The sequence below is a fragment of the Martinezella lusitana genome (assembly GCF_900094565.1).
Classification (GTDB): domain Bacteria; phylum Pseudomonadota; class Alphaproteobacteria; order Rhizobiales; family Rhizobiaceae; genus Rhizobium; species Rhizobium lusitanum.
The window spans coordinates 94,318-120,764 of record NZ_FMAF01000016.1 but is presented as its reverse complement, the minus strand read 5'-3'; the positions used below and the strand labels follow the sequence as shown (position 1 = coordinate 120,764).

The window sequence follows — 26,447 nt, the reverse complement described above, 5'->3', positions numbered from 1 at the left end:
ATATCAGCCAGCCAGGCGCTCGGTTCGCGCCGGGCAAGATGCGAGGGTTCGTCATGTACCGGACTGCCGACTTCCGGCCGGGCGACATCGGATACATGAGGAAAAGCCAAGGCCATATCATCGAAAACACCAGCAAGACGGATCTGCAATTCGTCGCCGTCTTCAAGGTGGCGGAATATCAGGAGAACCGGCTCTCCGTCTTTCCGCAGTTCTCCGTCAGCTGCGACGTACCGGTCGACCTGACCGGTACGAAGCCTCAAAACTCTTCCCATTCCTTTTGAGAGGCTGCTGAAGCCGATGCCCTGTTTCCGGCGGCTGCGGCTCGTCTAGGCTGAGGCATCATGGAGACGACGGTCGCCTGCCTATCGGGTTCAGCCATCGCCCGTCCCGTCCTGCGCAGCGCTGCAGATTGTGCGGAGGCGGAAGCTTGCAGCGTGAACTGGGAGACCAGATCACGAAGCTTGGCTGCCTCCATTGCCAGGCTATTCGAGGCTGCGGTCGATTGTTCGACCATGGCTGCGTTCTGCTGTGTTGTCTGATCCATCGAATTGACGGCCGTATTGACCTCTGCCAATCCGGTGGACTGTTCCTTCGCTGAGGTCGCAATGGCGTTCATGTGCTGGTTGATGTCAGCGATCTGCTCGCCAATCGTCTTCAGCGACATGCCGGTATCCAGCACGAGCTTGACGCCGCTTTCAACCTCCGATGACGACTTCTGGATCAGCCCCTTGATCTCCTTGGCTGCCTGTGCCGATCGCTGTGCAAGTTCACGCACTTCCTGAGCGACAACCGCAAAACCCTTTCCGGCTTCACCGGCGCGCGCTGCCTCGACCCCGGCATTCAGCGCCAGAAGATTTGTCTGGAAGGCGATCTCGTCGATCACCCCGATGATGCTGGAAATCTGTTGCGAGGATGCCTCGATGCGGCGCATGGCTTCCTCGGCGTGCGATACGACTTCGGCGGACTTTGCGGCGCTGCGATTGGCTTCGGTCGCCGCAGTGCGGGCCTCGTCGGCGCGCCTGCTCGAATTCGATACATTGACGGTGATCTGGTCAAGCGCCGCGGCTGTTTCCTCAAGGGAGGCCGCCTGCTGTTCGGTGCGCCTGGAGAGATCGTTGGCGCCGGAAGAAATCTCGCGCGTACCGTCATCGATCGCTGCAATGGCGATGGAGATTCCGCCGAGCGCATCTCCAAGCTGCTTGACCGACCTGTTGAAATCCTGCCGAAGCGCTTCGAAATCCCCGGAAAAAGGCTCGTCAAGCTGGAATGCCAGATCGCCGCCAGCAAGCCGCTTCAATCCGGCCGCAAGGCCTGATGTGGCGACGCGAAGACGATCCGTCGCCTCTTCGTCGGCCTCGCGTCGAGCAGCGACCTGATCCGATTCGGCTTGCTTTCTGGCTGCCTCTGCATCCTGTTCAAGCTGCTTATTGGCAATCGCAGCTTGTCGGAAGACTTCAAAGGCCGATCCCATGACACCGATTTCGTCTGAACGACCAATCGCGCCGCAACGGATGTCGGTCTCGCCCCCGGCCAGCCTCTCCATATCATTGGAAAGAGCAAGGATAGGCTTCGTAACCGTCTTGCGTGTCAACCAGTAGAGGCTGATGGAAAATAGAGCTGTCAAACCGAGAAGGCCGTTCAAAAGCCTGTCCACGAAGGCTTGCATACGGGCACTTTGTTTTGCCGTTGCAGCGGACAAGGCACTGATCTGATCCCCGGCCTGTTCCATGGCCGTTTCAAGAGCGGAAAACTGATTCATGAATTCGGGTAGCGATTTCATGGCTGCATCCTGATCCTTCGCAGCAAGATCGACCATCGCCGTGGCACTGTCGATATACTTCAAAAGAGGAGCTTCGACGTTGACAAGCACTTCCTGCACACTCTTGTCGGTTGCGAGCCTTTTGTTGGCTTCGATCATTTCCCGGAAAGAGGCCTTGTGTTCGTTTAGATCGGCCTTTACCGCGTCCGTGGTGATCCCTGCCGCCGGATTTGCCGCCAGCATCGACGCCAGCACGTCTGCCCGAAGCGCATCGTGCATCATGTCCGCCTGCATGTGGTTCCGAAGCACATCCGCCGTACGGGCAACCTCGGCGTTGTTATCTGCAAGAGTTGCGGCTGACCACAGCCCGACACCCGTGGCGCCACCGGCCAGGGCGAAAATTGCGACACTTGCAATGATGATCTTATGTTGTATCGACGCCATCGTCGCACTCCCCCAGTTTGTTTCTATAGCAAAACTAGCCAAACATTCTTAATTATTTATCAACCATACATTTCTACTTTGATTATATGAAATTATATTATAATATTCAAAAATTACTTCAGGTTGTAAGTATAATCTCCTGCTTTGATGCTGCCGCGCGGCCACCTTTCCGATATTCACCTTCCAAACAACCAAATTGCCGACTGTCCTTATCGACGGATTTCATGACGCCTGGGCGCCGGACAGCAGACGATTCGCCTTCGTCCGCTTCCACAAGGAGGCATAGAGCAGCCCTGGCATTTTATGTCGGCAACTCATATCGCGCGGCTGGAACGACCATCAATCAGCACCGAACATCCGGCATCGCGATGTAGAACAGCGATTGGCCTGAATTCGGGACCGTATGCCACCGGTATGGTGTGGCCGGGCTGGTGGCGATGGCAGCCGATCACAATATCGACGGCCACCGTGCCTGCTGTGTCAAAGCTCACGATTTCGGCTCTTCCCCCCAATCCTATGCGGCAACAGAAAAGTTCAGCCTGCCGGTGATCTCGTTAGTCGATGCGAACCCCTCATCGCTAAGGGGTAGGTAATTCCTGGCCTGATCGACGATCCGAATATTCCATCGGTACCCCCGTTGCCGCGCCATTCCCGGCGCGTCGCAAGCAGCTCTTGCCGAAGCGGATTTGTCGGAGCAGATTGCGCCGATAACGGAGATGGACGCATGACACAGGACGATGCTTCGGGCTCTAATGCGGGGGGTATCGCCCCTCGCTGGACATCCAGCGCGAAGAGCGGTGTTGGCACGGCGCTCTCATCGGCGTGCCGCATATGGTTCACGCTGAGCCACGGCATCCTCAACGAAGTCTATTTTCCGCGCGTCGATTGCGCCTGTACGCGCGATCTTGGCCTGATCGTCACCGGTCCGGACGGCTATTTCTCCGAGGAAAAACGCGATACCGAAAGCATTGTTACGACGATCGAGGACGGCGTTCCGGCCTATCGGCTCGTCAACACGGCACTCGATGGGCGCTACCGGATCGTCAAGCGCATCATCGTCGATCCGGTGCGCAACAGCTTACTGCAGCAAATATCATTCGAAGCGTTGCAAGGGTCGGTCCACGACTATCGCCTCTATGTGCTTGCCGCCCCGCATCTGGTCAATGCCGGCAGCGGCAACACCGGCTGGGTTGGCGATTACAAGGGCACGCCGATGCTCTTTGCGACGGGCAAGGGCGGTATCTCACTGGCGCTTGCCGTTAGCGGCGGATGGCGGACGGCGTCCGCCGGCTATGTCGGCATTTCCGATGGATGGCGCCAGTTGCAGGAGGCCGGCCAATTGGACCCGCGCATCACTCGTGCCGCCGACGGCAACGTCGCGCTAACAGGCGAAATTGATCTTGCGGCCGGCAGCGACACCGTTCTTCTCTCGCTCGGCTTCGGAAACCGTTCCGAGGAGGCGGGCTACAACGCGCTTGCCAGCCTGCAGGCCGGCTACGAGGATGCCGAGCGTAGCTACGTCGCCGACTGGCGGAGATGGCAAAGCACACTACTGGCGCTCGACGAACCGAGAGCGCCGCCGCCCGAACTCAATCGCTACCGGATATCGACGGCCGTTCTCGCCACGCACCGGCCTTTGTCCTTCGAGGGTCCGGCCGTCGCCTCGCTGTCTATCCCCTGGGGCTTTGCCAAGGGCGATGAGGATCTCGGAGGCTATCACCTGGTCTGGCCACGCGATCTCGTCGAGACGGCCGGCGGCTTCCTTGCGGCCGGCGCCCCTCAAGATGCGCTCCGTATCCTTGCCTATCTTCGGACGATCCAGGAGGCGGACGGGCACTGGCCGCAGAACGCCTGGCTCGACGGCGTACCCTATTGGACCGGCATACAGATGGATGAATGCGCCTTTCCGATCCTGCTGGCTGACGCGCTGCGCCGCGAAGGAGCGCTCACCGGCGAAGCGCTCTTGTCCTATGTCTCGATGGTCGAGCGAGCGGCGCGCTATGTGGTCGTGAACGGCCCGGTAACGGGTGAGGACCGCTGGGAGGAAGACGGCGGCTTCTCTCCCTTTACCCTTGCTGTCGAGATCGCCGCGCTTCTCGCCGCTGCCGACATTCTGGAGATTGCCGGACAGGACCACAATGCCGATTATCTCAGACAGACCGCCGATGCCTGGAATGACCAGATCGAGCGCTGGGCCTATGTCGGCGCCGATGCCGCTAGTGCCGATCTTGGGGTCAAGGGCTATTATGTGCGCATCGCCCCACCCGAGATCGCCGACGGCGCCTCGCCTGCCGATGGTTTCGTGCCGATCAAGAACCGCCCGCTCTCGGAATCGTTTCTGCCGACGGCCCGCGTCGTCAGCCCGGATGCCTTGGCGCTGGTTCGGTTCGGATTGCGTGCCGCCAACGATCCACGCATTCTGGACACCGTCAGGGTTATCGACGCTCATCTCAAATGCGATCTGCCGCAAGGTCCGCTCTGGTATCGCTATACTGGGGACGGCTATGGCGAGCATGCCGATGGCGGCCCATTCGACGGCATCGGCATCGGTCGCCCGTGGCCATTGCTCGCCGGCGAACGAGCCCACTATGAACTTGCTGCCGGCAGGCCAAAAGCGGCGATCGCGTTGCTCAGCGCTCTTGAAGGCTCTGCAGGACCGGGCGGGCTTCTGCCCGAGCAAGTATGGGACCAGGCTGACATACCCGAGCGAGGCCTTGTTTTCGGCGAGCCATCCGGCAGTGCGATGCCGCTCGTCTGGGCGCATGCCGAACACATCAAGCTGCTGCGTTCGCTGAGAGACAATGCCGTTTTCGACATGCCGCCACAGGGCGTCGAGCGCTATATCAAGAACAAGACCACCGCGCCCTTCGTGCTCTGGCGCTTTAACAACAAGACATCGCGGGTTTCTGTCGGCAAGCGCCTGAGAATCGAAGTGATGGCGCGGGCTGTGGTGCGCTGGAGTTCGGATGGTTGGGAAAGCGCAAGCGATACCACAACCCGCCAAAACGGCTTCGGCATCGATGTTGCGGAGCTTGCGACTGAACGGCTGCCAAAGGGCGCGGTGATCGCCTTCACCTTCTATTGGTCTGACACCGACCATTGGGAGGGAGAGGATTTCTCAGTCGTCGTGGCCGACGGCGACGCCTAAACGTCACTAACAACAAACCTACCAGAAGGGGAGACGCACCGTGACCGCAAAACCCGAATCTCTCGAGCACACAACGTCGGCCGCGCCGCAGGATCTCGTCGTCCTGGCAATCGATCTTGGCGGCTCGCATGTCAAAACGCGTCTGAGTTCCGGCAGCGACCGGCGGGCAGCCGTCTCCGGTGCGGCAATGTCCGCGCAAAAGATGGTCGAAGCAGTCAAGGAGCTTACCGCCGACTGGCAATACGACGTCATCGGCATGGGATATCCCGGCCCGGTCGCCGACAATAAACCAGCGGCGGAGCCGCACAATCTGGGGGCCGGCTGGAAGGACTTCGATTTTTCCGCCGCTTTCGGCAAGCCTGTCAGGCTCGTCAACGACGCAGTTTTGCAGGCGATCGGCAGCTATGCGGGCGGCAACATGCTGTTTGTTGGGCTGGGCACCGGGCTGGGTTCGGCAATGGTCGTCGATCACGTCTGCTTGCCCATGGAACTTGCACATCTGCCCTACAAAAATAATGAGACGTTCGAGGACTTCGCCGGCGAGCGCGGTCTCGTGAAATATGGCAAGAAGAAATGGCGCAAATCGGTCGAGAAGATCGTCGGCAGATTGCAAGCGGCCCTGCTGCCGCATGAAACTGTCATTGGTGGCGGCAATGTCGACAAGCTCGAGAAGCTGCCCGACGGCTGCCGCGCCGGCGACAACGAGAATGCATTTCTTGGCGGCTTTCGCCTATGGACGGACGAAAGCCTGAGATTTTAGGCTGAATCCGGCATGGCTTGCCCGCCTGCGCCTCCGTCTCAAAAACGAAGGAGATCGGAGATCGTCGATCGTGTTCCTGCGATCTGCGAGGATAGAACGGCTTCCTTCCTGACATACATCTAAAGAAACAGCTCTCGACGCGGAACGGCGTCGTGATATCGTCTAGCCGTCCGACGGCACGCTCCGCCAAGCTAAGCCGCGACAAAAGAAGGGGAGAACTTCATCAAAATCCTACCTTGATGGCTGAAATCTCCGGAAAATGGGAAACTCTTGAAGAGTTTCGGATTGTTGATAGTAAAGCACACGCGCTATAAGGTCAGTGCGCGAGCTAGATGGCCGTGGAAGTGAAGAGGAAATACGATGCCTACAGGTACTGTGAAATTTTTCAATGAAGACAAGGGATTTGGCTTCATTACTCCCGAGAACGGAGGAACGGATGTGTTCGTTCACGTTTCCGCTCTGCAGCGGGGCGGTTCTCTCAGAGAAGGTGAGAAGGTTAGCTACGAATTGGGCCAGGACCGGAAGACTGGAAAGTCGAAGGCTGAAAACGTCAGCGTGCTCTGATCGCATGAGCTAGCGGACCCGCCGCGGATTTAGCCTGCTTCATGATTAGAACAGGCTAAATCAACCCCACTGCTTGAGTGGAATCGAACCAGCCGCTCCGGCGTGCAGACAACGACTATTTCAGAACCCGGCCCGACATGGCGCCGCTTTCTTTTGGCTTGCTCTCCGAGCATGCCTGCTTTGTTCCGATCCGCGGGATTTTTGCGCCGTTTCGCTGCAAGGCTATCCGCGCAGTCGTCAGCGCGCCACGCCCCGACTGCGGCGCCCTCAACCCTCTGCGGTATCGACCAACCCAGCTGCGACATCGCGTGAGCACTCTTCGAGATCCTGTATTGCGCGCCGGCGATCAACTCGACGCCTCACAAGAGCGGTTTCCACGGGAGCAACACCAATCTCGATATATCTGATGGCGGGATTCGAATAGTAGCGCTCAAGGTGCTCGCCAACGATGACGACAGCCTCGCGTGATTCGACGACCGCAAGACGTTCCCCGATCGCCGTCATGACCGGCTCGCGCGCAATGGGCTTCCCAGAGGGCGTGTGGTCAGGGAAATGGATCGCCGCCCACGCTCCCAACCGATGATTATCCGGTAGTGTCGGCAAGGTCTCGAACGCGCGTTCCTTCGGATCGATCAGGTCTCTGTCGCACACCCTGTGATCGGCAGGCACGACCAGCTTCTTCTTCTCCTCGAACAGAACAGCGCATTGCACCGAGCCGTCACGGAAAAGCGGAAGTCTGCGAAGCGCTGCATCGACACATCACCAAGGGCCTCGCGAGCGGCGCGCTGAAGGCGATTTCGACAGATATGACTTTGCCTCAGGCGGTTTGAAGGGGCTCGAACCGCCAACCCATTTGCAGAAAGTTCCATGCTTACAAAGGGTTGGAATGGCAGACGGTAAATTGGCTTGGAATGTTTGCCCGGCATATCCGATCTATTGCAGCCGTTAGGCGCCTTCGCAGCGGGGCTATCTTGAATGCTTTCTGGCAAGGAAACATGGTCCAAAACGAAAAAGCCTGCCGCGGGAGGAGGTGCGGCAGGCTTTTCGAAAAGAACCGAACAGCGACTGGGAGGAGGAGTGGGCCGTCTGAAACTCGAAGCTCTGCGGGAGGAGGTGCATCACTTCGATGGAGCTAACAATACCCCAATCATCGAGATTTCATATAGCTTATGCTGCACTGCAGCTATGCAAGAAACACAAGTCGGAAAACTCGGTACAGAAGGAGGAGAAAACCGATCTCGAACAGGAGCGGCTGACGCAAAAACGCCCGCGTCATCAGCGGGCGTCGAGCAGTCGTAAAGACTATGCGGTTAGCGCGCGATCGATGCGCGGGCAACGCTGCGGATATCGGCACGATCGATGCCGAGGTCCTGCAGTTCGCGGCTGGACATGCGACCGAGTTCGTTAACAGTCTGACGGAACTTGCGCCAGTTGTTGAAAGAGCGTGCTACGTTCATGATAATCCCCTTTCCTGAGGCTTTCTGACGTCAGCAACCTTGTTTGGCCCCGGCGTCGTTTCGATGATTGGAATATAGGCGTTTCAATCGGTTTAAAACAGAGATAATCCCGCACTGCACCTATGCATTCAATGCATTGGTTTCACGGATTACATGAGGGATGATCGTTTTTTAGGCCAAAATCTGTTCGACGGTCCAAACATTGCTCGGCGCACCAGGCAGTTGTCTCGCATCTATCTCGATGAGGACAAGCTTCTGGGGCAGCTGCGCCATCGTGACCAACCCGGTCGCGGAAGCCTCGAAGAAAAATGCCACATCGCCCCGTTTCTCCGACGTGGATCCGCGCTATTCTCAAAGGGAGATTCACCCGGCGAGATAGCGCCCACAAGCCATCTGCGCCCCGTCTCACGACCGAAGGAGCAACTCCATGACGCAGACCCTTGCCGATCTGTTGGCTGAAACCTTGGCGGAAGCCGGCGTCGAGCGCATATGGGGAGTGACGGGCGACAGCCTGAACGGCCTCAACGACAGCCTGCGGCGTCTCGGCCGGATCGATTGGATGCATGTGCGCCATGAGGAGACCGCCGCTTTTGCGGCCGGCGCGGAAGCTGCCGTCACCGGCAAGCTTGCTGTCTGCGCAGGGAGTTGCGGACCGGGGAACCTGCATCTGATCAACGGGCTCTACGACTGCCAGCGCAACCACGTGCCCGTCCTGGCGATCGCCGCTCATATCCCGTCCTCGGAAATCGGCCTGGGCTATTTCCAGGAAACCCATCCGCAGGAGCTGTTCCGCGAATGCAGCGATTTCTGCGAACTGGTATCCAATCCCGCCCAGATGCCGGAGATCCTGCACAGGGCGCTCAACACGGCAATCGGTCGCAATGGCGTGGCCGTGCTCGTCATTCCAGGCGACGTGGCGCTCGCCGACGCACCAGCGGGCGCGAAAACAGGCTGGGCGCAACTGCAGCCGCCGCGCATTCTCCCTTCGGACGCAGAGATCAGCCGGCTCTCGACGCTGCTCAACGGATCGGACGCCATAACGATCCTGGCCGGCAGCGGCTGCGCCGGTGCCCATGATGCTGTGGTGGCGCTGGCTGAAAAGCTCGGCGCGCCGGTCGTTCATGCCCTGCGCGGCAAGGAACATGTCGAATGGGACAATCCCTATGACGTCGGCATGACCGGACTGATCGGCTTTTCGTCGGGCTATCATGCCATGTTGAACTGCGACACGCTCTTGATGCTGGGAACTGATTTCCCCTACCGTCCCTTCTATCCCAAGGATGCCAGGATCGTTCAGATCGACCGCAACCCAGGCGCACTCGGCAAACGGACGCAACTGACCCAAGGCATCGTTGGCGATGTGTCCGAGACAATCGCAGCGCTACTTCCGCACCTTAAGGATCGACCGAACCATGCCTTCCTCGATGCCGCCCGCAAGCATTATGCCGAGGCCCGAAAGGGACTCGACGATCTCGCCGTGCCGTCGGCGAAGGGCAATCCCATCCACCCCCAGTATCTGGCGCGGCTGATAAGCAAAATCGCGTCTGAGGACGCGATCTTCACCGCCGATGTCGGCACGCCGACCGTATGGGCGGCCCGCTATCTGACGATGAACGGCAAGCGTCGCCTGCTCGGCTCGTTCAACCACGGCTCGATGGCCAATGCCATGCTGCAGGCCATTGGTGCTCAGGCAGCCGCGCCCGACCGGCAGGTCGTGTCGCTCTCCGGCGATGGCGGCTTCACGATGATGATGGGCGACTTCATCACCCTTTCCCAGCTCGAACTGCCGGTGAAGATAGTCGTCTTCAACAACGGCTCGCTGGGCTTCGTTGCCATGGAAATGAAGGCCGGCGGCTTCCTCGACACCGGGACCGACCTGAAGAACCCGAACTTTGCCGCCATGGCCCAGGCGATGGGCGTCAAGGCGTACCGGGTCGAGGATTCCGGTAATCTCGAGGGCGCGCTGCGCGAGGCATTGGCGCATCGCGGCCCGGTGCTCGTGGATGTCGTCACGGCAAAGCAGGAACTGGTCATGCCGCCAAAGATCAAGCTCGAACAGGCCAAGGGCTTCAGCCTCTACATGCTGAAAGCGATCATCAATGGTCGGGGCGACGAGGTCGTGGAACTCGCCAAAACCAATCTCAGGCTCTGACAGGAGAGCGGCGCGTGACCGGACTGGAGCTCGCCAGGCATGTGGCCTTCGTATTGCGCTGCTCGGCTGCAGCGACATTCTCCTACATGCTGGCATCCGCTATCGGCCTGCCGCATCCGGTATGGGCGGCGATGTCGGGGATCATCGTCTCGCAGGAGAAGCTGACCGAAACGCGCAGCGCCATGGCCTGGCGGCTGATCGGCACGGTGATCGGCATCGTCGTCGCCGTGGCCGTCGGCAGCCTCACCGCTCCGCTTGGCGCCGATGTGGCAATCCAGATCGCGCTTGCCGTCGGGCTCTGCGCCATCGTCGCGCGCCGCTATCCCGCAGTTAGGGTCTGCATGTGGACAGGGCCGATCGTGTTCCTGACGGTAGATCCGGGCATGCCTCTCTACATGGTCGGCCTTTATCGCGGTACCGAGGTTTTTCTCGGCGGCTTGGTCGGTGCGGCGTTGCATGCCGTCTCGGAAGCAGTGATTAGGGGCATGTTTGGCAGAGCGGGGCCTGATCCTGCCGATTTGCCGGAAAAGCCGTGATGGCGCTCTCCCGTGCATGCCTGGAGAAACAACTGAAATCAAAAGCGTGGACATGCCCGTGGAAAAGGCGGTGATAACCGAGGCAATGTCGCGCTGCGTTTGAAGTGATAGATCGAGCCGCAGTCTTGACGGCTACCGAGATTCCGACTGCCACAAGCGTGGCGGTCACGGCTTTCCAGTGGTCCGGAGCGCGGACACGATGGGTGTGGGCGGCAAACGGACAATCAAAGATTAGATTCTTGTTAACCATCTTGACGCTATAAATTTCTGATCGAAAGGCGCATCCGCTTTTCCAGTTCTCGCGAATAAATCAGCAATGTCGATCATCCATGCTTTAAGCGCAAACAGCGGCCGCCTCGTCAGGCTCACCTTCGGCCCCGAATCGCGCGGGCGCCCTTCCGTGCAAACCAAAGGTCATGCCAAGCTTGCGAAAACCCGCATCGTGATGCTCAGCGGCGGGCTGATCATGATCTACGTCGTGATCTTCGCCAGACTTATCAATTTCGGCATGGGGCCAAGGGACGACACGTCATCGATCCCGGCGGAACATGTGACAGCCGCACGTCCCGATATCGTCGATCGAAACGGCGAGTTGCTCGCGACTGACATCCGTACCGTGTCGATGTTTGCCGAGCCGAACCGTGTTGTCGATCCGGACGAGGCGGTGGAGAAAATAGCCGAGGTCTTTCCCGATATCGACCGCAAATCCCTCTATAAAAAGCTCGCCGACCGTCGCTCGCACTTCGCTTGGCTGCGCCGCCAATTGACGCCGAAGCAGCAGAGCGAGATTTTGGCGCTCGGCATTCCGGCGATCGGTTTTCGACCGGAAATCAAACGTTTCTATCCAGGCGGCCGCACCGCGGCCCACATCCTCGGCTATGTCGATATCGACAATCATGGCGTTGCCGGAATGGAGAAATATCTCGACACTCAGGGCCTCTCGGATCTCGATTCCACCGGCTTGACGAGTCAAGACTCGCTGCAGCCTGTGCGACTTTCGGTGGACCTGCGCGTTCAGAACATCGTCCACGACGTGGTGTCGGATGCGATCGGCCGCTACCAGAGTCAGGCGGCCGGCGCCGTCATTCTCGACATCCACACCGGCGAAGTGCTGGCCATGGCCTCGGCCCCCGATTTCGATCCGAACGATCCGCAGGCCGACGGCGACAAGGGTTGGCTGAACCGAATGTCGAACGGCACCGACGAGATGGGCTCGGTGTTTAAGACCTTCTCGATCGCGTTGGCCCTCGATACCGGTACGGTCAAGCTGACGGACACCTTCGACGCCAGCGCTCCCCTGCATTACGGCGGCTTCACCATCCATGATGACCGCGACGTGCCGCGGCGTGTTCTTTCGATCCCGGAAATCTTCCGCTATTCCTCCAACATCGGCACCGCCAAGATGATGGACAAGGTGGGCATGAGCGACCAGAAGGCCTATCTGACCCGCTTCGGACTGTTGTCAAAGATGCAGACGGAACTGCCCGAGGTGAAAGCGCCGAGTCAGCCAAGAGTTTGGAAGAAGCTCAACTCCATAACCATAGCGTTCGGTCATGGCGTCGCCACCACGCCGATGCAGACCGCCGTCGCCGGCGCAGCCCTCATTGACGGCGGCAAGCTGATCGAGCCTACCTTCCTTCCGCGCACGCAGGAAGAGGCGGAAAAGACCGAAACGACGATCGTCAAGAAGAGCACCAGCGACACGATCAGATATCTGTTCAGGCTGAACGGCGAGCAGGGCACCGGTAGGTCTGCTGACGTCCCCGGCTATCATGTCGGCGGAAAGACAGGCACCGCAAACAAGGTGATCCACGGCGTCTATTCGCATAAGCTCAGCTTCAATTCCTTCCTCGCCGCCTTTCCCATGGCAAACCCGAAATATGTGGTGCTAGCCTTCATCGACCAACCGTTGACGGGGTTACACAACCTGAACCTCGCCGCCGAAACGGCCGCGCCGATGGTTCACGACATCATCAGCCGTGCGGCGCCGATCCTCGGCGTCGAGCCGGATTTCGGGACGAACGTGATTGCCGCCTATTGAGGGCGCCGTTGTTCCAACAACGATGAGATACGAGCACCGACAGGTCGCTTTACGAATAAATCTCTTCGAAGCCCTGTAGTCGGGTCTCCAGGGCTGCGCATGTTGCAGCGTAGAGCCAATCGGTGCAACAGGCCGCCGGCTATTACAATAGCGTCACGCGACGAAGCGGAAAAATCACCAAGCTTTTGTGCTCCCGCTCTGCCGAAATACATGTCATAATCTATGGCCAGACACAGCTGGAGCAGTATTTTATGCAACGCGAAGCAGTCTGGACGCTGGCTTTATTTATTCTCCTCATGATTAGCGCCACGGCTGGTTCGGTATTGCGCGACAGATTGCCTGCTCCGCACCGCGGCAACGAGACAATAGACTTTCTTCGAGTTGTAACAGCTTTGCTCGTGACCTTTGCCGCGCTCGTGATGAGCCTGCTGCTGGCGTCAGAGCTCAATGCATACACAACGGCTTCCCACGATCGCAACCACTACGCTGCCGGCCTCGCGGAAATGGACCTTTGTCTGAGAAATTACGGCTCCGCATTGGACAACGAAAGACAACTTCTGCACAGCTACACCGCCGCCGTCATTGCCAGCACATGGCCCGAAGAGCCACAGCCACCAGGGGTGGCGTATCCTGACATATCAAAACTGCCGTTGGTCGGCGAAGCGCCGGCTCTGGGGGTAATTCTGAACACCATAGGGCTCGGCATTGCCCACCAGCAGCCCGCCGATCCGTTCCATCAGGCGCTCGTCACACGTTGCCATCAGGTCTTCACCAATCTCATGATGGGGCGATGGACGGTCATAGAAGACGCGCATGGCTCACTGTCCGCGCCCTTTCTGGGAGTCCTGATCTTCTGGCTTATGCTCGTATTTCTAAGCTTCGGCCTTCAAGCTCCGAAAAATCTGCTCGCAGGCTCGATTGTCGCTGTCGCCATCGTTTCAGTCGCGAGCGTCATGTTTGTCATCCTGGATCTTGATCTCCCCTATGGCGGTCTTTTCGGTATCTCGAGTACATCCATGCGGAATGCGCTCGCCGATATGCTGGCACAATAGCGGTCGGCTACGTGCCGCTTGGCAGCCAAGGCGGCGGCTGGCTGGCAGATCATCCCGTGCTTCGGGGGTGTCGAGACGCTGCGCCACCTCGTCGACGAGTGCATGGGCGATACGCAGGCACCGTCCCGCCAGGCGACATGGACACGCGATCTGAAGATGATGCGAAAATGAATTAAAAATGATGCGAAAATGAACCTGAAATGTTGACATACGGATTCTTCGAACTAGTTCCTGCTTAGACGCCGGGGTTGCCCTTTGGTCGCCCTTTCACAGCGACATGTAATTCTGCCCAGCTGTTCCAGCCCGTAAGGGGTTGGTACGGCAACGAATATCCGCGCGGGTAACGGTGTGGTCGCATCATCGCACAGTGGGAACTTTAACATCGTATGGCCAACATCACCGGACGGCTCGTCAAGGGAAGCATGTGGTTAAGCCTGTCTCGGACGATCGTGAACGGGCTTGCCACCCTCAGCACGTTCGTTCTGGCACGCTATCTCGCACCCTCCGATTTCGGCGTGGTCGCTCTGGGCATGACGATACTGTTGATCGTCACGACAGTTACCGAGCTCTCGCTCTCTGAGGCGTTAATCCGTCATGCGGCGCCGGAAGAATCCCATTTCAGCGCTGCCTGGACCCTCAATGCCGCACGTGGGCTGGCAATCTGCATCCTGTTCGCGATCTTTGCCTATCCTACCGCCGTCCTGTTCGACGAGCCCAGACTGACAGGCGTAATGCTGGCACTTGGCGTCAGCATGCTGATGGGTGGTCTCACCAATCCGCGCCGTATCATGCTCCAGCGCGATCTGATTTTCTGGCAGGAATTCGTGCTTGCCGTTTCACAGAAGTTCGCCGGCTTCGTCGCCTCGGTGGCAATAGCGGTCATCTATCAAAGCTATTGGGCGCTGGTCGTCGGTACCCTCATAAGCCAGGCAACGAATGTCATCGTCTCCTATCTCGTGCTGCCGTTCCGGCCCAGGATCACCTTTCAGCATATGCGGGAGTTCTTCTCCTTTTCCGCCTGGCTCACCGCCGGCCAGATCGTCAGTACACTCAACTGGCGCTTCGATTATCTGTTGGTCGGCAAGATGCTCGGCGGGGTCCAGCTCGGCTTTTATTCGGTAGGAAGCAACCTCGCCATGATGCCGACGCGGGAAGCGGCCGCGCCCCTCACGCAAACAATATATCCGGCCTTTGCCGGCATTCACAACGATCCGGCCAGACTCGCCGCCGCCTATCAGCGTGTGCAGGCGCTCGTCGCCGCCATTGCGCTTCCCGCCGGCATCGGCGTTGCGGTGACCGCCGAGCCACTGGTCAGGCTTGCGCTGGGCGACAAGTGGACGCCGGTCATCTTCATCATCCAGTCACTTGCCTCAGTCTTTGCGCTGCAGACGCTGGGCTCGCTGGTGCAGCCGCTCGGCATGGCGAAGGGCGAGACGCGGGTGCTCTTCGTTCGCGATACCCAGATGTTCTGCCTGCGGGTGCCGATCATGATCGCCGGTCTGATGCTCTACGGCCTTCCGGGGGTCATCCTGGGCCGCGTGTTCACCGGCCTGTTCAGCACCGTTGTCAACATGATGCTCGTGCGGCGCTTCACCGGCGTTACCGTACTGAAGCAATTGTCGGTGAACCTTCGGGCGCTCGCAAGCGTCGCGGTGATGGCCGCCGGTGTCTCGCTCGCCTCGAGCCACCTGGCGCCCACGGACGACAAGGTCGTGCTCGTCACGCACCTCGCAATACTGATCCTGCTTGGCGGCCTGCTCTATTGCGGTTCGACCTTACTGCTGTGGACGTTGATGAAACGACCGGCCGGCCCCGAAACGGAGGTTCAAACCATCCTCGGCAAAGTGCTGCCGAAACTACGCCTTGCCTGAAGAATGTGCGGCCGATGTCGGCCGGACTGCCTTGTCGTCTGAATGGGGGAATGGGGAAATGACATTGCAATCCAATCTAACGCTGATCACGAAACTGGAAAGCACGGTCCACGATTGCCTGAGGGACTACATCAGTGATGACGAGCCCTTGGCGATCCTCGACTTTCCGGACATCCGCAACTGCGGCGACTCTGCCATCTGGTTGGGCGAAATGGCCTATCTCCAGAACAGGCACCGTAAGCGGCCGGCCTATGTGTCGCGGATCGATGACTTCTCGCCCGAGCAGCTCGAGCGTATCATGCCAACCGGCCCGATCTTCATTCATGGGGGCGGCAACTTCGGCGATATCTGGGACGCACATCAGGATTTCCGCGAAAAGGTCCTGGAGAGGTTTCCGAATCGTCAGGTGATTCAGTTCCCGCAATCCATCCACTACAAGTCGCAGGCACGTCTGGACGAGAGTGCCCGCGTCATCGGGCGCCACAAGCACTTCGTATTGCTGGTACGCGACGAAGAATCGAAGGAGTTTGCCCTCAAGCATTTCGATTGCGAGGTGCGGCTTTGCCCTGACATGGCCTTCTGCATCGGAGCAATCGAGCCGGAAGCGCCGGAATTTCCCGTCCTTGCCATGCTGAGATCCGATCTCGAAAAGGTAGGAGATGCAGACCTCTCCGCCTATCCCGACATTCCCAAAGAGGACTGGACCACCGAATCCGCCAGGCGCGTGCGCATCTCCAAGGCCGTCGGCGCGGCGACGGCTCTGCTGGCACTTAAGCCGGCCGAAATACGGCTGCGCAAACTCGACGCGGCGGCACATAACCGACTGCGTCGCGGCATCCGCCAAATCTCCCGTGGTCGCGCGATCGTCACCGACCGGCTTCATGTCCATATCTGCTCTCTGCTGCTTGGACGACCGCACGCGGTGCTGGACAACAGCTATGGCAAGATTCGTCGATTCATGGCTGCATTTTCCGGCGGCACCGATCTAGCCTACCGGGCGACATCGCTCGACGATGGGATTGCCTGGGCGCGTTATCAGGCCGACCAGCAGCTAGCGCCGGCTGCGTAACGCGTCGGCACCAGGGCTCATCATTGCCTTCGCCAAGTTGCCTCATCATGGGTTTCCCAGGTCATCCGACAAGGGCGTCAAGGGCTCCTGCCCATCGATCGCGCACCATTGACCTCATCAATGCCCTGACCGTCGGCCCAAGCGAAAACTCGCCGCGCTTGGGCCGACACCCGGCTGTCGCGCGTGACCGTGAGAATTGCACGCCAATGATTTCAGACGGTTCATCTCCCGCCTGATTTGAGAACGGTGCCGGCCAGTTGCTATTTAAGCTGAGAAGCGGCTTCGGTGCGTATGACGGCCGAGGATTTCAGGATTGAGGCATTCAGGCTTCATAGAATACAAAAGTTGCGGCGGCCTAGTTTGGAAGGCTCCCATGGCCAGCTCCAGGGGTCCACTCCCTCCTGGCGGAAATCAAGAGGATCGGGGAAGCGAACGGTCGAGACTTGTGTAGGAACAAGAGCTAGACTTCTTTTGCGGTGACACGCAACAACGTGACGAGGGGATTGACGGGGGAGATAGCGATTGCAATGGAGAGCGGCCCTGCAGCCCTCTCCATCGGCTTGCCCGGGCATGGGACAAGACACCGACGCATTCTATAGCGCAGAAGGAATATGAGCGATGGCCAAGCCTCCAGAGATGACGAAGTACCGCGGCTTTCCATCCGGCATGCCGGGAACGGGCATTCAATTCACCATTCGCCGCGCGAACTCCAAGGGCGTTACCCCGATCAAGAGCCTACCCCGCCGTGCCCGGCCAGGCTCTTCGGAACACCGCGTCGATGCAGCGTTCCTGCATGCGCTCTGGCACTATTTCGGTGCCGAGCCTTTCGCGCGTGGCAATTTGGACGCTGCCCGATTGAACTTGCTCTTTGGACGTGAGGTAGTGGCGGCCGACAAGGATTTCGATCCGATCTCTTACGATGCGATGCTCGTGATCAACGAAAAGCTGGCGCGGGAAAATTTTCCGGAAGCCTTCGAAGATGTGATGGAGGTCTGACAATGCGCTCTTGAGGTGGCGTCCCCGTCGCTCCGGCCATAGCGTCTGCGGTTTTCATTCCTCTATAATTTCAAACCGGACCGACGCATGATAAGCATTTCAAAGCAGACGCCGAAAAGTCTTAATCGATGACCTCTGCAACCAAATCGATCCTCAAACCTACGTCGCCTGTGGGGGCATTCAGGAATCTTTGCGGACGGAGTGCATCCGTCTAGTTGCCAAAAAACCATAATTGCTCCACGAACATCATACATTGAACACTCAACGTTGAGAATCGGGTCAAAGCTTAATGCGTATACAATATGGTTTCCTCTGCATGTTCCTGGCAATTGCCCCGTCGGCATATGCGCTGGAAACCGGTTCACCGCCAGTTCTGGCGCCGCTAGAGCAGCAGGCGCAAGCAGCTCATTTGAGCGCACAATTTCTGACGCGTTTCCACTATAAGCCGGTGCCGCTTGATGATGCCTTGTCGGCCAGGATCATGAACCGGTTCATCAAGTCTCTGGATCCGGACCGTGTCCTCTTCCTGAAGGCGGATATCGACAAGTTCATGGCCGACAGCGCCAAGATTGACGATGCCATCAACCGCGAAGACTTGCAGATCCCGTTTACCATTTTCAATGTCTATGAGCAGCGCGTTGTCGACCGCATGAACTACGCGCGCAGCCTGCTCAAGCAGGGTTTCGATTTCAGCGTACAGGAAGACTATTCCTTGCTGCGCGACAAGGAGCCTTGGCCGCAATCTGAGGCGGAAAGCAATGAACTGTGGCGCAAGCGCGTCAAGAGCGACTGGCTGCGCTTGAAACTGGCGGGCAAAGCCGACGCTGCCATTCGCGATACGCTCGACAAACGCTACGAAAACTCCCTTGAGCGCGCTTACAAGTACAAGAGCGACGATGTGTTCCAGTCATTCATGGACGCCTATACAACGTCGGTTGACCCGCATACCGACTATTTTGGCGCGACCGCTTCGGCTGAGTTTGATATTTCCATGAAGCTGTCGCTGGTTGGTATCGGCGCCGTATTGCAGGAAAGAGATGACTACACGACGATCCGTGAGCTTGTGCCTGGTGGCCCGGCGCAATTGTCCGGCAAGCTTGCGGTCGGTGACCGCATTACCGGTGTTGGCCAGGGCGAGAACGGCGCGATAAAGGAAGTTGTGGGGACGCGCCTTGATGAGATCGTCCAAATGATCCGGGGCGCAAAAGATTCCATCGTGCGCCTGGACATCTTGCCGGCGGATGCCGGACCGGACGGCAAACATCGCCTCATCAGCCTCGTGCGCGATAAGATCAGCCTGGAAAAGCAAGCTGCCCAGAAGACCATCCTCTCGGTAAAGGATGGCGACGCCACTCGTAAAATCGGAGTGATTACCCTGCCGGCGTTTTATGAAGACTTCGAAGCGCGACGAAAAGGCGACAAGGACTATAGAAGCGCAAGCCGCGATGTCGCCAAGCTTCTCGTTGAACTGAAGCAAGACAACGTCGACGGCGTTCTGGTCGACTTGCGCAACAACGGCGGCGGTTCCTTATCCGAGGCGATCGATTTGACAGGTCTGTTTGTCGGCAAAGGCCCGGTGGTTCAGCAGCGCGATGCAGGCGGCAAGGTCAACGTGGAGAGCGATGATCTTCCCGTACCTGCCTGGACTGGTCCGGTCGGAGTTTTGATCAATCGCGGCTCGGCGTCGGCGTCCGAGATTTTTGCCGCTGCGATACAGGACTACGGTCGAGGCGTGATTATCGGAGAACCCAGTTTTGGGAAAGGCACCGTGCAGACCGTAGTCAATCTTGACCAGGTGGCTCACAACATCAAGCCGAAATTCGGCGAGCTGAAATTGACGGTTGCCCAGTTCTTCCGTGTCAATGGCGGCACGACACAGCTGCGCGGCGTGACGCCTGACATCAGCTTGCCGGGTCTTTCCGACCCTAAGAGTTTTGGTGAGGCAAGCTATGACAATGCTCTGCCGTGGACGCAGGTCAAGCCGGCGAACTATGCGCCTGACGGTGATATAAAGGCATTGCTGCCGCAGCTGCAAAGCCGCCACGATGCTCGGATAAAGAACGATCCGGATTTCCAGCGCTTTGTGGAAGATATCGGCGAACTGAAGGCGCAGCGCGAGAAAAAGGTTATTTCACTCAATGAAACCGAACGCCGCAGTGAAATGACCGCTCAGGCAAAGCGTTTGAAGTCGCGCGAGCAGATAAACGATGGTGTGGATACAGGCGAAGACGATGGCCTGCAGGCGAACGAGCGCAGCCTGAGTGCCGATATTGCCATTGAAAAAGCCCGCAAGAACGCAAAGGACGTCCTGCTGAACGAGGCCGCCGCCATTCTTGCCGATGAGGCGGATCTGCAGGCAGGTGGGCAACGATAGGGAAGCGTTGACGGAAATTAGTATTTTCTCGATGAACACAGCCGCGGAGGTCGGATGAGCTATTCCAGCTCATAGGCCCGCCCGGCCGGAAGCACGACAGTGGCGTCGTGACGCCCTCTTTTTTTCGCTCCAGCAATACTAGAACGCGCCAAGTGGCAGAGGCGGCGCCTTTGGCCGCCTTGTCCTTCAAGCTTCGTCAAGCGCCAGCGCCAGATCGGCAATCAGGTCGTCGGGATGTTCGATGCCGATCGAAAGCCGGATCGTCGATTCAAGCACGCCGATGCGTTGGCGCACGTCCACCGGCACACCCGAATGCGTCGTCGTCGCCGGGTGGGAGGCCAGGGACTCCGTTCCGCCGAGGCTGACGGCGAGTTTGAAGATCGTCAAGGCGTTCAGGAACTTGAACGAGGACGGCTCGCCACCCTTGATGTCGAAGGAGAAGGTGGAGCCTGCGCCGGTGCACTGGGCGGCGAATGTCTGGCCGACAGGCGATTTCGGGTCGCTGTAAGACAGGTAGTGAATACTCTCGACCTTGGGATGCTCCCGCAGGAAATCGGCCACTGCCTTTGCATTGCTGTTCGCGCGCTCCATGCGGATCTGCAGCGTTTCGAGCGAGCGCCCGAGCATCCAACAGGAATGCGGATCGAGCTGTGTGCCGATCGCGCCTCTCAGCGCCTTCACCTGCTTCATGACCGCCTTGCGGCCGAGCGCGGCACCGGCGATCAGGTCCGAGTGCCCACCGACATATTTCGTCAGTGAGTAGAGCGAGATGTCTGCGCCGTGCTCGATCGGCCGCTGGAATACCGGCCCGAGCAGCGTGTTGTCACAGGCGATGATCGGCGTATGGCCTTGCTTCTCGCCGATTGCGTCGGCAACCCTGCGGATCATCGCGACATTCACGAGGCTGTTGGTCGGATTGGCAGGCGTTTCTATCAGGATGACAGAGACGCGGCCCTTGGCCATGGCCTCCTCTGCCGCAGCCTGCACCGATGCTTCGTTGACACCATCCGCGAAGCCAACGGCGGAAACGCCGAGATTGGCGAATGTCTTGGCAAGCAGCGTCTCCGTGCCGCCGTAAAGCGGCTGCGAATGCAGCACCGCATCACCCGGTCGAGCGAATGCAAGAAGCGTGGTGGCGATAGCCGACATGCCCGACGAGAACAGCACACAGCTTTCCGTCCGCTCGTAGACTGCCAGACGGTCCTCGACGATCTCGCTGTTCGGATGGTTGAAGCGCGAATAGACGAGTCCGGCCCCCCTTCCCGCTGGCGGTTCCTTACGGCCTGAGACGTAGTCGAAGAAATCGCGGCCGTCTTCCGCGGACTTGAAGACGAAGGTCGAAGTCAGAAAGACCGGCGGCTTGACGGCACCTTCGGAGAGCTCAGGATCATAACCGTAGTTCAGCATCTGTGTTTCGGGATGCAGGGCATGATTGCCGATATGGGTTCTCGGCGGGTGCGGCGCAGTCATGAGACGTCTCCTCCATCGGTTTCACGAGCCTTGCGCTGCAGATTATATCAAACGTGGCGGTGTATTCTTGCTATTTGGCGCGTTCTTTTGTTGTTTGAGGCAACTTCTTGCAATGACAACGCATCGCTTCGAACAAGCGAGAAGCGTTTTCCGGGATCAGACGAAGCCCAACAGGTCAGACCTCGCATCCTTTCAGGAAGATGTCGGCGCAAATTCGCGCGCGCTGGGCGATCTCCTCGATACCAGCCGGCTTCCGTTGACGCAGGATGGCGGCGCGCTGCGGCTCCATGATCATCATTCCGCGCAGCATGCCCGAGGCCATGTGCGGATCCTCGAGCTTGATCAACCCGCGCTCGGCCTGCCTTGTCAGCCATTTCTCCATGACGGCATTGGAACCGACGATAGCGGTCTCATAGAAGCTTGTGGCGATCTCGGGGAAGCGGTCGGATTCTGCGATAACGAGACGGGTCATGTCGACTGTATCGTCCGACATCGTCAACATGCCGTAGGTCGTCAGCAGCCGCTCCAGCCCCTGCCGCAGATCCATCGTCGCGAGCGTCGACTGGTCGAGTGCCAGGAAAAACCGATCGATGCGATCGGAAATGATGCTGGAAAACAAATCCGCCTTGGTCGGGAAGAGCCTGTAGAGCGTCTTCGTCGAGACGCCGGCCGTTTGCGCGATCGCACTGATGCTTGCGGCCGCATAGCCGTTTTCCCGGAATTGAGCGTCGGCCGCCTCGATGATCACGCTTTTCGTATCGTCGTCGCACCGGATTTGGGGGCGGCCTCTCGACCGCTTCTCAATTAATTGAATTTCGACCATGTTGATTTTCCAAATTCCTATTGACTTCCATTTTATAGCGCATATTTTGGAAAATATCAAGTTTCCTAAATATCCGTCCGAGAATTTTCGCGGGGCTATCCGCCCTCCCAAGACGATCGGCCTATCCGGAGAAACAGCAGTGGAAAACAAGGTTCACGTATTGAGTGCAAGCAAGCAGGCACCCGTCGCCGAGGCCCCGACCATGGACGCCGGCAAGCCGGATGTCTCGGCCGAACTGGCGCGTATCGCCGCTGAGGAAAAACCGGCGCCGAAACGCGGCAAGTCATTCCTGCTCGGAGCCACTGCGCTCGCTGTCATTGCTGCCGCCGCCTATTACGGTCATAACTACTGGACGGTCGGCCGCTTCCAGGTATCGACCGACGATGCCTACGTGCAGGCCGACAACAGCGCGATTGCGCCGAAGATTTCCGGCTACATCACCGATGTCGTCGTCAACGACAATCAGACGGTCAAGACAGGGCAGGTGCTTGCCCGCATTGACGACCGCGACTTCAAGACGGCGCTGGATCAGGCCAGGGCCGACGTCTCAGCCGCTCAAGCGGATGTCGAGGCCAAGCAGGCGTCCCTCGAGATGCAGCAGTCGTTGATCGCCGCCGCCCAGGCGACCGTCGATGTCGACAAGGCCAACGAGACCTTTGCCGAACAGAACGACAAGCGTTATGCGAGCCTCTCGGTCAGCGGGTACGCTGCGGTGCAAACCGCACAGCAAGCCGCATCACAGATCGCCGCCGCCCGCGCTGCGATCGACCGCGACACGGCATCGCTTGCTGCCACCACCAAGCAGGTCGATCTGTTGAAGGCGCAACTGGCGCAGGCCAAGGCAACGCTCGCCCATGACCAGGCCGTCCAAAGCCAGGCCGAACTCAATCTATCCTATACGGCGATCACCGCACCGCTCGACGGCGTAATCGGCAACCGCACACTTCGCGTCGGCCAGTATGTGCAGGCAGGCACACAGTTGATGTCGGTGGTGCCGACATCAGCCGCCTATATAATCGCCAATTACAAAGAGACCCAGTTGACTGACGTGCACGCCGGTCAGCCGGTCGACATCGAAGTCGATATGTTCCCCGGCCGGACCTATCACGGCCATGTTGACAGCCTGGCGCCCGCCAGCGGCCAGGAATTCGCGCTGCTGCCGCCAGACAACGCCACGGGCAATTTCACCAAGGTCGTGCAGCGTATCCCGGTCAAGATCGTCCTCGATGCCGACAGCGCCACATCGGGCGATCTGCGCCCCGGCATGTCGGTTCAACCGAGCATCGACATCAAGACGGCCGGTCAGAGCCACGGCGCGTGAACGGTGAGGGATGAGGAGTATTGAACCATGTCCACCATCGCAGCCACCGCCGTCCCACAGCCGAGTGCGAGGGCCAGCACCAGAGAATGGATTGCCGTACTCGCCGGCATGATCGGCGCCTTCATGGCCATTCTCAACATCCAGATCACCAATGCCTCGCTTCTCGATATTGAAGGCGGCATCGGCACGGGCGTCGACAACGGCGCCTGGATTTCGACCTCCTATCTGATCGGCGAGATCGTCGTCATTCCATTGACGGCTTTCTTCAGCAACGTCTTCTCGTTTCGCCGCTATATCCTGGTGAACTCGATCCTGTTTCCGCTGTTCTCGATTGCCTGTGCCTTTGCGCATGATCTCGGCACGATGATCGTGCTGCGCGGCTTGCAGGGCTTTGCCGGCGGCGTGCTGATCCCGATGGCATTCACCATGATCCTTACCAAGCTGCCCAAGGCGCAGCAGCCGACCGGGCTTGCCCTCTTTGCGCTCTCGGTCACTGTCGCCCCGGCCATCGGCCCGACCATCGGCGGTTATCTGACGGAAAATTACGGCTGGCAGACGATCTTCTTCATCAATGCCCTGCCAAGCGCCATCATGGCGATCGCCCTTGCGCTGACGCTCGATAAAGGGCCGATGCGGCTCGGTCTTCTGAAGCAGGGCGACTGGGCTGGGATCGTGACGATGGCGATCGGACTTTCAGCGCTGCAGACCGTGCTTGAGGAAGGCAACAAGGACGACTGGTTCTCCTCGCCCTTCATCCTGAAACTCAGCGCCATCGCTGTCGTCTCGCTCAGCGCCTTCATCTGGATCGAGCTGACCGTCCAGAACCCGCTGGTGAAGCTGCGGCTTTTGAAGCAGCGCAATTTCGGCATCGGCGTTCTCGTCAACGTCCTGGTCGGTTTCGCCCTCTTCGGCTCGGTCTATATCCTGCCGCAATATCTCGGCCAGGTGCAGCGTTACAATGCTGAGCAGATCGGTAATGTGCTTGCCTGGACCGGTCTGCCGCAGCTCATCCTCATTCCGCTGGTGCCGATGATGATGAAGCGTTTCGACGTCCGCTATATAGGCTTCCTCGGCATCGCAATCTTCGCGATAAGCTGCTTCATGAACGTGACGCTTTCGGCCGATACAGCCGGCGATCAGTTCTGGATCCCGAATATCGTGCGCGCCATCGGCCAGGCCATGGTCATCACACCGATCACCGCGATCACAACCGCCGGCATCGCCGCGGCTGACGCCGCCGCAGCATCGGGTCTTACGAACATGCTGCGAAATCTTGGCGGCGCCGTTGGAACGGCGACGCTCGGCACGGTACTCACCAAGCGCGAGCAGTTCCACTCCAACATCATCGGCCAGTCGGTGACATTGTCACGCGACGAGGTACGGGAACGGCTGACGCAGGTGACCAATTATTTCCTGTCGCATGGCGTCTCGGATCATGCCCTTGCCGCACAGAAGGCGACGGTCGCGCTTGGCAGCATCGTCAAACGGCAGGCACTGATCATGGGCTTCAGCGATACGTTTGCCGTGATCGGCATTCTATTGGCAACAGCCGCAGTCGCCGTCCTCTTTGCCCGCAAGCCCTCTCCCGGTGGGGGAGCAGGGGCTCACTGACGCCCTGCGGACTGACCACCGGGCGCCACGAGACCTTCCAGCCCGGTGGCAACGACCGATACCCTGAACACGCCATCGAGGTTTCTGTCAAAGATCGCTCCAACAACAATATCGGCATCATCGAAGACTTCGTCGCGTATGCGACTGGCGGCCTCATCGACCTCGAACAACGTCATATCGGTCCCGCCGGAAATGGAGATCAGCACGCCCCGCGCGCCCTTCATGCTCATGTCATCCAGAAGCGGGTTGGCAACGGCGGCATCAGCGGCTCTTAGTGCACGGCCTGGTCCTGTCGCCTCGCCTGTTCCCATCATCGCTCGACCCATTCCACGCATAACGGATTTGACGTCGGCGAAGTCGAGATTGATGAGACCTTCCTTGATGATCAGATCCGTGATGCAGCTGACGCCGGCATACAGGACCCGGTCCGCGGTCACAAAAGCATTGGCGAAGGTGGTCGTGGCATCCGCAATACGAAACAGGTTCTGATTGGGAATGACGATGACGGTATCCGCACTTTCGCGGAGCCGCTCGATACCCTCGTCGGCGGTGCGCATGCGTCGGTTGCCTTCGAACGTAAAGGGCTTGGTGACGACGCCCACCGTGAGAATCCCCGCCTGCCGTGCGACCTGAGCGATGATCGGGGCAGCGCCCGTGCCGGTGCCGCCACCCATTCCCGCCGTGATGAAGCACATGTGCGTACCCTGAAGATGATCCATGATCTCATCAATGGATTCCTCAGCGGCGGCGCGTCCGATTTCCGGCAAGGAGCCCGCGCCGAGACCTTCCGTCACCTGTGCACCAAGCTGAATGCGCCTGCTCGCCTTCGACGTCGCGAGCGCCTGTGCATCCGTATTTGCCGCGATAAATTCGACGCCCTGAAGCTCTTCCGCGATCATATTGTTGATGGCGTTGCCGCCGCCGCCGCCGACACCGACGACGGAAATCTTCGGTATCACCTCGGAAACTGGTGTGCGGATGTCGGCCATGAAGGACTCC

Annotated in this window: 19 protein-coding genes and 3 pseudogenes; 15 read left to right on the top strand and 7 right to left on the bottom strand. The window is 59.0% G+C overall.

Going from position 1 to position 26,447, the window contains the following annotated elements:
* Positions 1 to 59: 59 nt before the first annotated feature.
* Positions 60 to 197, top strand: a pseudogene (locus tag GA0061101_RS38845) (cupin); the annotation flags it as partial.
* A gap of 59 nt (positions 198 to 256) precedes the next feature.
* Here GA0061101_RS38845 and GA0061101_RS25525 read toward each other — a convergent pair.
* Positions 257 to 2,203 (bottom strand): methyl-accepting chemotaxis protein, encoded by a 1,947-nt coding sequence (locus GA0061101_RS25525; RefSeq protein ID WP_037197036.1) that lies wholly within the window; start codon positions 2,201 to 2,203, stop codon positions 257 to 259.
* Between the two features lie 724 nt (positions 2,204 to 2,927).
* On the opposite strand from GA0061101_RS25525, the gene GA0061101_RS25520 reads away from it, so the two are divergent.
* Together GA0061101_RS25520 and GA0061101_RS25515 are read left to right on the top strand one after the other, a co-directional pair.
* Positions 2,928 to 5,351, top strand: coding sequence for a glucan 1,4-alpha-glucosidase (locus GA0061101_RS25520; protein ID WP_037197037.1), 2,424 nt, complete (start codon positions 2,928 to 2,930; stop codon positions 5,349 to 5,351).
* Between the two features lie 40 nt (positions 5,352 to 5,391).
* A complete protein-coding gene (locus GA0061101_RS25515; protein WP_051963496.1) occupies positions 5,392 to 6,111 on the top strand; it encodes an ROK family protein in 720 nt (239 codons plus the stop codon).
* A 13-nt stretch (positions 6,112 to 6,124) separates the two neighbouring features.
* On the opposite strand, the pseudogene GA0061101_RS25510 reads toward GA0061101_RS25515, so the two are convergent.
* Positions 6,125 to 6,319 (bottom strand): annotated as a pseudogene (locus tag GA0061101_RS25510) (Fic/DOC family N-terminal domain-containing protein); the annotation flags it as partial.
* Positions 6,320 to 6,471: 152 nt separating this feature from the next.
* Between GA0061101_RS25510 and GA0061101_RS25505 the strand changes: the two are divergent.
* On the top strand, positions 6,472 to 6,675 hold the full coding sequence (locus GA0061101_RS25505; RefSeq protein WP_007693942.1) for a cold-shock protein: 204 nt from the start codon (positions 6,472 to 6,474) through the stop codon (positions 6,673 to 6,675).
* A 267-nt stretch (positions 6,676 to 6,942) separates the two neighbouring features.
* Here GA0061101_RS25505 and GA0061101_RS25500 read toward each other — a convergent pair.
* Positions 6,943 to 7,419, bottom strand: a pseudogene (locus tag GA0061101_RS25500) (hypothetical protein); the annotation flags it as partial.
* A gap of 566 nt (positions 7,420 to 7,985) precedes the next feature.
* The gene (locus GA0061101_RS25495) at positions 7,986 to 8,132 is read right to left on the bottom strand and encodes a DUF1127 domain-containing protein (RefSeq protein WP_080739486.1); all 147 of its coding nucleotides are present in this window, start codon (positions 8,130 to 8,132) and stop codon (positions 7,986 to 7,988) included.
* Positions 8,133 to 8,559: 427 nt separating this feature from the next.
* Between GA0061101_RS25495 and poxB the strand changes: the two genes are divergently transcribed.
* The 9 genes from poxB (at position 8,560) to GA0061101_RS25455 (ending at position 20,223) form a co-directional block, all read left to right on the top strand.
* The gene (gene poxB / locus GA0061101_RS25490; RefSeq protein ID WP_037197039.1) at positions 8,560 to 10,284 is read left to right on the top strand and encodes a ubiquinone-dependent pyruvate dehydrogenase; all 1,725 of its coding nucleotides are present in this window, start codon (positions 8,560 to 8,562) and stop codon (positions 10,282 to 10,284) included.
* A gap of 14 nt (positions 10,285 to 10,298) precedes the next feature.
* Positions 10,299 to 10,820: an FUSC family protein gene (locus tag GA0061101_RS25485; protein WP_245297572.1), complete on the top strand. Its 522-nt coding sequence runs from the start codon at positions 10,299 to 10,301 to the stop codon at positions 10,818 to 10,820.
* Between the two features lie 316 nt (positions 10,821 to 11,136).
* Positions 11,137 to 12,861: a peptidoglycan D,D-transpeptidase FtsI family protein gene (locus tag GA0061101_RS25480; protein ID WP_037197041.1), complete on the top strand. Its 1,725-nt coding sequence runs from the start codon at positions 11,137 to 11,139 to the stop codon at positions 12,859 to 12,861.
* A gap of 122 nt (positions 12,862 to 12,983) precedes the next feature.
* On the top strand, positions 12,984 to 13,913 hold the full coding sequence (locus GA0061101_RS25475; RefSeq protein WP_245297571.1) for a bestrophin-like domain: 930 nt from the start codon (positions 12,984 to 12,986) through the stop codon (positions 13,911 to 13,913).
* Between the two features lie 18 nt (positions 13,914 to 13,931).
* Positions 13,932 to 14,084, top strand: coding sequence for a hypothetical protein (locus GA0061101_RS39540; protein ID WP_162734476.1), 153 nt, complete (start codon positions 13,932 to 13,934; stop codon positions 14,082 to 14,084).
* Positions 14,085 to 14,299: 215 nt separating this feature from the next.
* On the top strand, positions 14,300 to 15,784 hold the full coding sequence (locus GA0061101_RS25470) for a lipopolysaccharide biosynthesis protein (RefSeq protein ID WP_092575545.1): 1,485 nt from the start codon (positions 14,300 to 14,302) through the stop codon (positions 15,782 to 15,784).
* A gap of 58 nt (positions 15,785 to 15,842) precedes the next feature.
* On the top strand, positions 15,843 to 16,853 hold the full coding sequence (locus GA0061101_RS25465) for a polysaccharide pyruvyl transferase family protein (protein WP_037197043.1): 1,011 nt from the start codon (positions 15,843 to 15,845) through the stop codon (positions 16,851 to 16,853).
* Positions 16,854 to 17,471: 618 nt separating this feature from the next.
* Positions 17,472 to 17,849 (top strand): hypothetical protein, encoded by a 378-nt coding sequence (locus tag GA0061101_RS25460; RefSeq protein ID WP_037197044.1) that lies wholly within the window; start codon positions 17,472 to 17,474, stop codon positions 17,847 to 17,849.
* Between the two features lie 289 nt (positions 17,850 to 18,138).
* The gene (locus GA0061101_RS25455) at positions 18,139 to 20,223 is read left to right on the top strand and encodes a carboxy terminal-processing peptidase (RefSeq protein ID WP_092575542.1); all 2,085 of its coding nucleotides are present in this window, start codon (positions 18,139 to 18,141) and stop codon (positions 20,221 to 20,223) included.
* A 186-nt stretch (positions 20,224 to 20,409) separates the two neighbouring features.
* Here GA0061101_RS25455 and GA0061101_RS25450 read toward each other — a convergent pair whose 3' ends face one another.
* Positions 20,410 to 21,693, bottom strand: a complete 1,284-nt coding sequence (locus GA0061101_RS25450; protein WP_092575539.1) for a cystathionine gamma-synthase family protein — start codon at positions 21,691 to 21,693, stop codon at positions 20,410 to 20,412.
* A 175-nt stretch (positions 21,694 to 21,868) separates the two neighbouring features.
* Positions 21,869 to 22,516: a TetR/AcrR family transcriptional regulator gene (locus GA0061101_RS25445; RefSeq protein ID WP_037197048.1), complete on the bottom strand. Its 648-nt coding sequence runs from the start codon at positions 22,514 to 22,516 to the stop codon at positions 21,869 to 21,871.
* A gap of 160 nt (positions 22,517 to 22,676) precedes the next feature.
* Here GA0061101_RS25445 and GA0061101_RS25440 point away from each other — a divergent pair, with 160 nt between their 5' ends.
* Together GA0061101_RS25440 and GA0061101_RS25435 are read left to right on the top strand one after the other, a co-directional pair.
* Positions 22,677 to 23,837, top strand: coding sequence for an HlyD family secretion protein (locus GA0061101_RS25440; RefSeq protein WP_210255737.1), 1,161 nt, complete (start codon positions 22,677 to 22,679; stop codon positions 23,835 to 23,837).
* Between the two features lie 27 nt (positions 23,838 to 23,864).
* Positions 23,865 to 25,448 (top strand): DHA2 family efflux MFS transporter permease subunit, encoded by a 1,584-nt coding sequence (locus tag GA0061101_RS25435; protein WP_037197051.1) that lies wholly within the window; start codon positions 23,865 to 23,867, stop codon positions 25,446 to 25,448.
* Here the strand turns inward: GA0061101_RS25435 and ftsZ are convergent.
* Positions 25,442 to 26,437, bottom strand: a complete 996-nt coding sequence (ftsZ, locus tag GA0061101_RS25430) for a cell division protein FtsZ (protein WP_037197124.1) — start codon at positions 26,435 to 26,437, stop codon at positions 25,442 to 25,444. The two genes, GA0061101_RS25435 and ftsZ, sit on opposite strands and share 7 nt — an antisense overlap.
* Positions 26,438 to 26,447 lie beyond the last annotated feature (10 nt).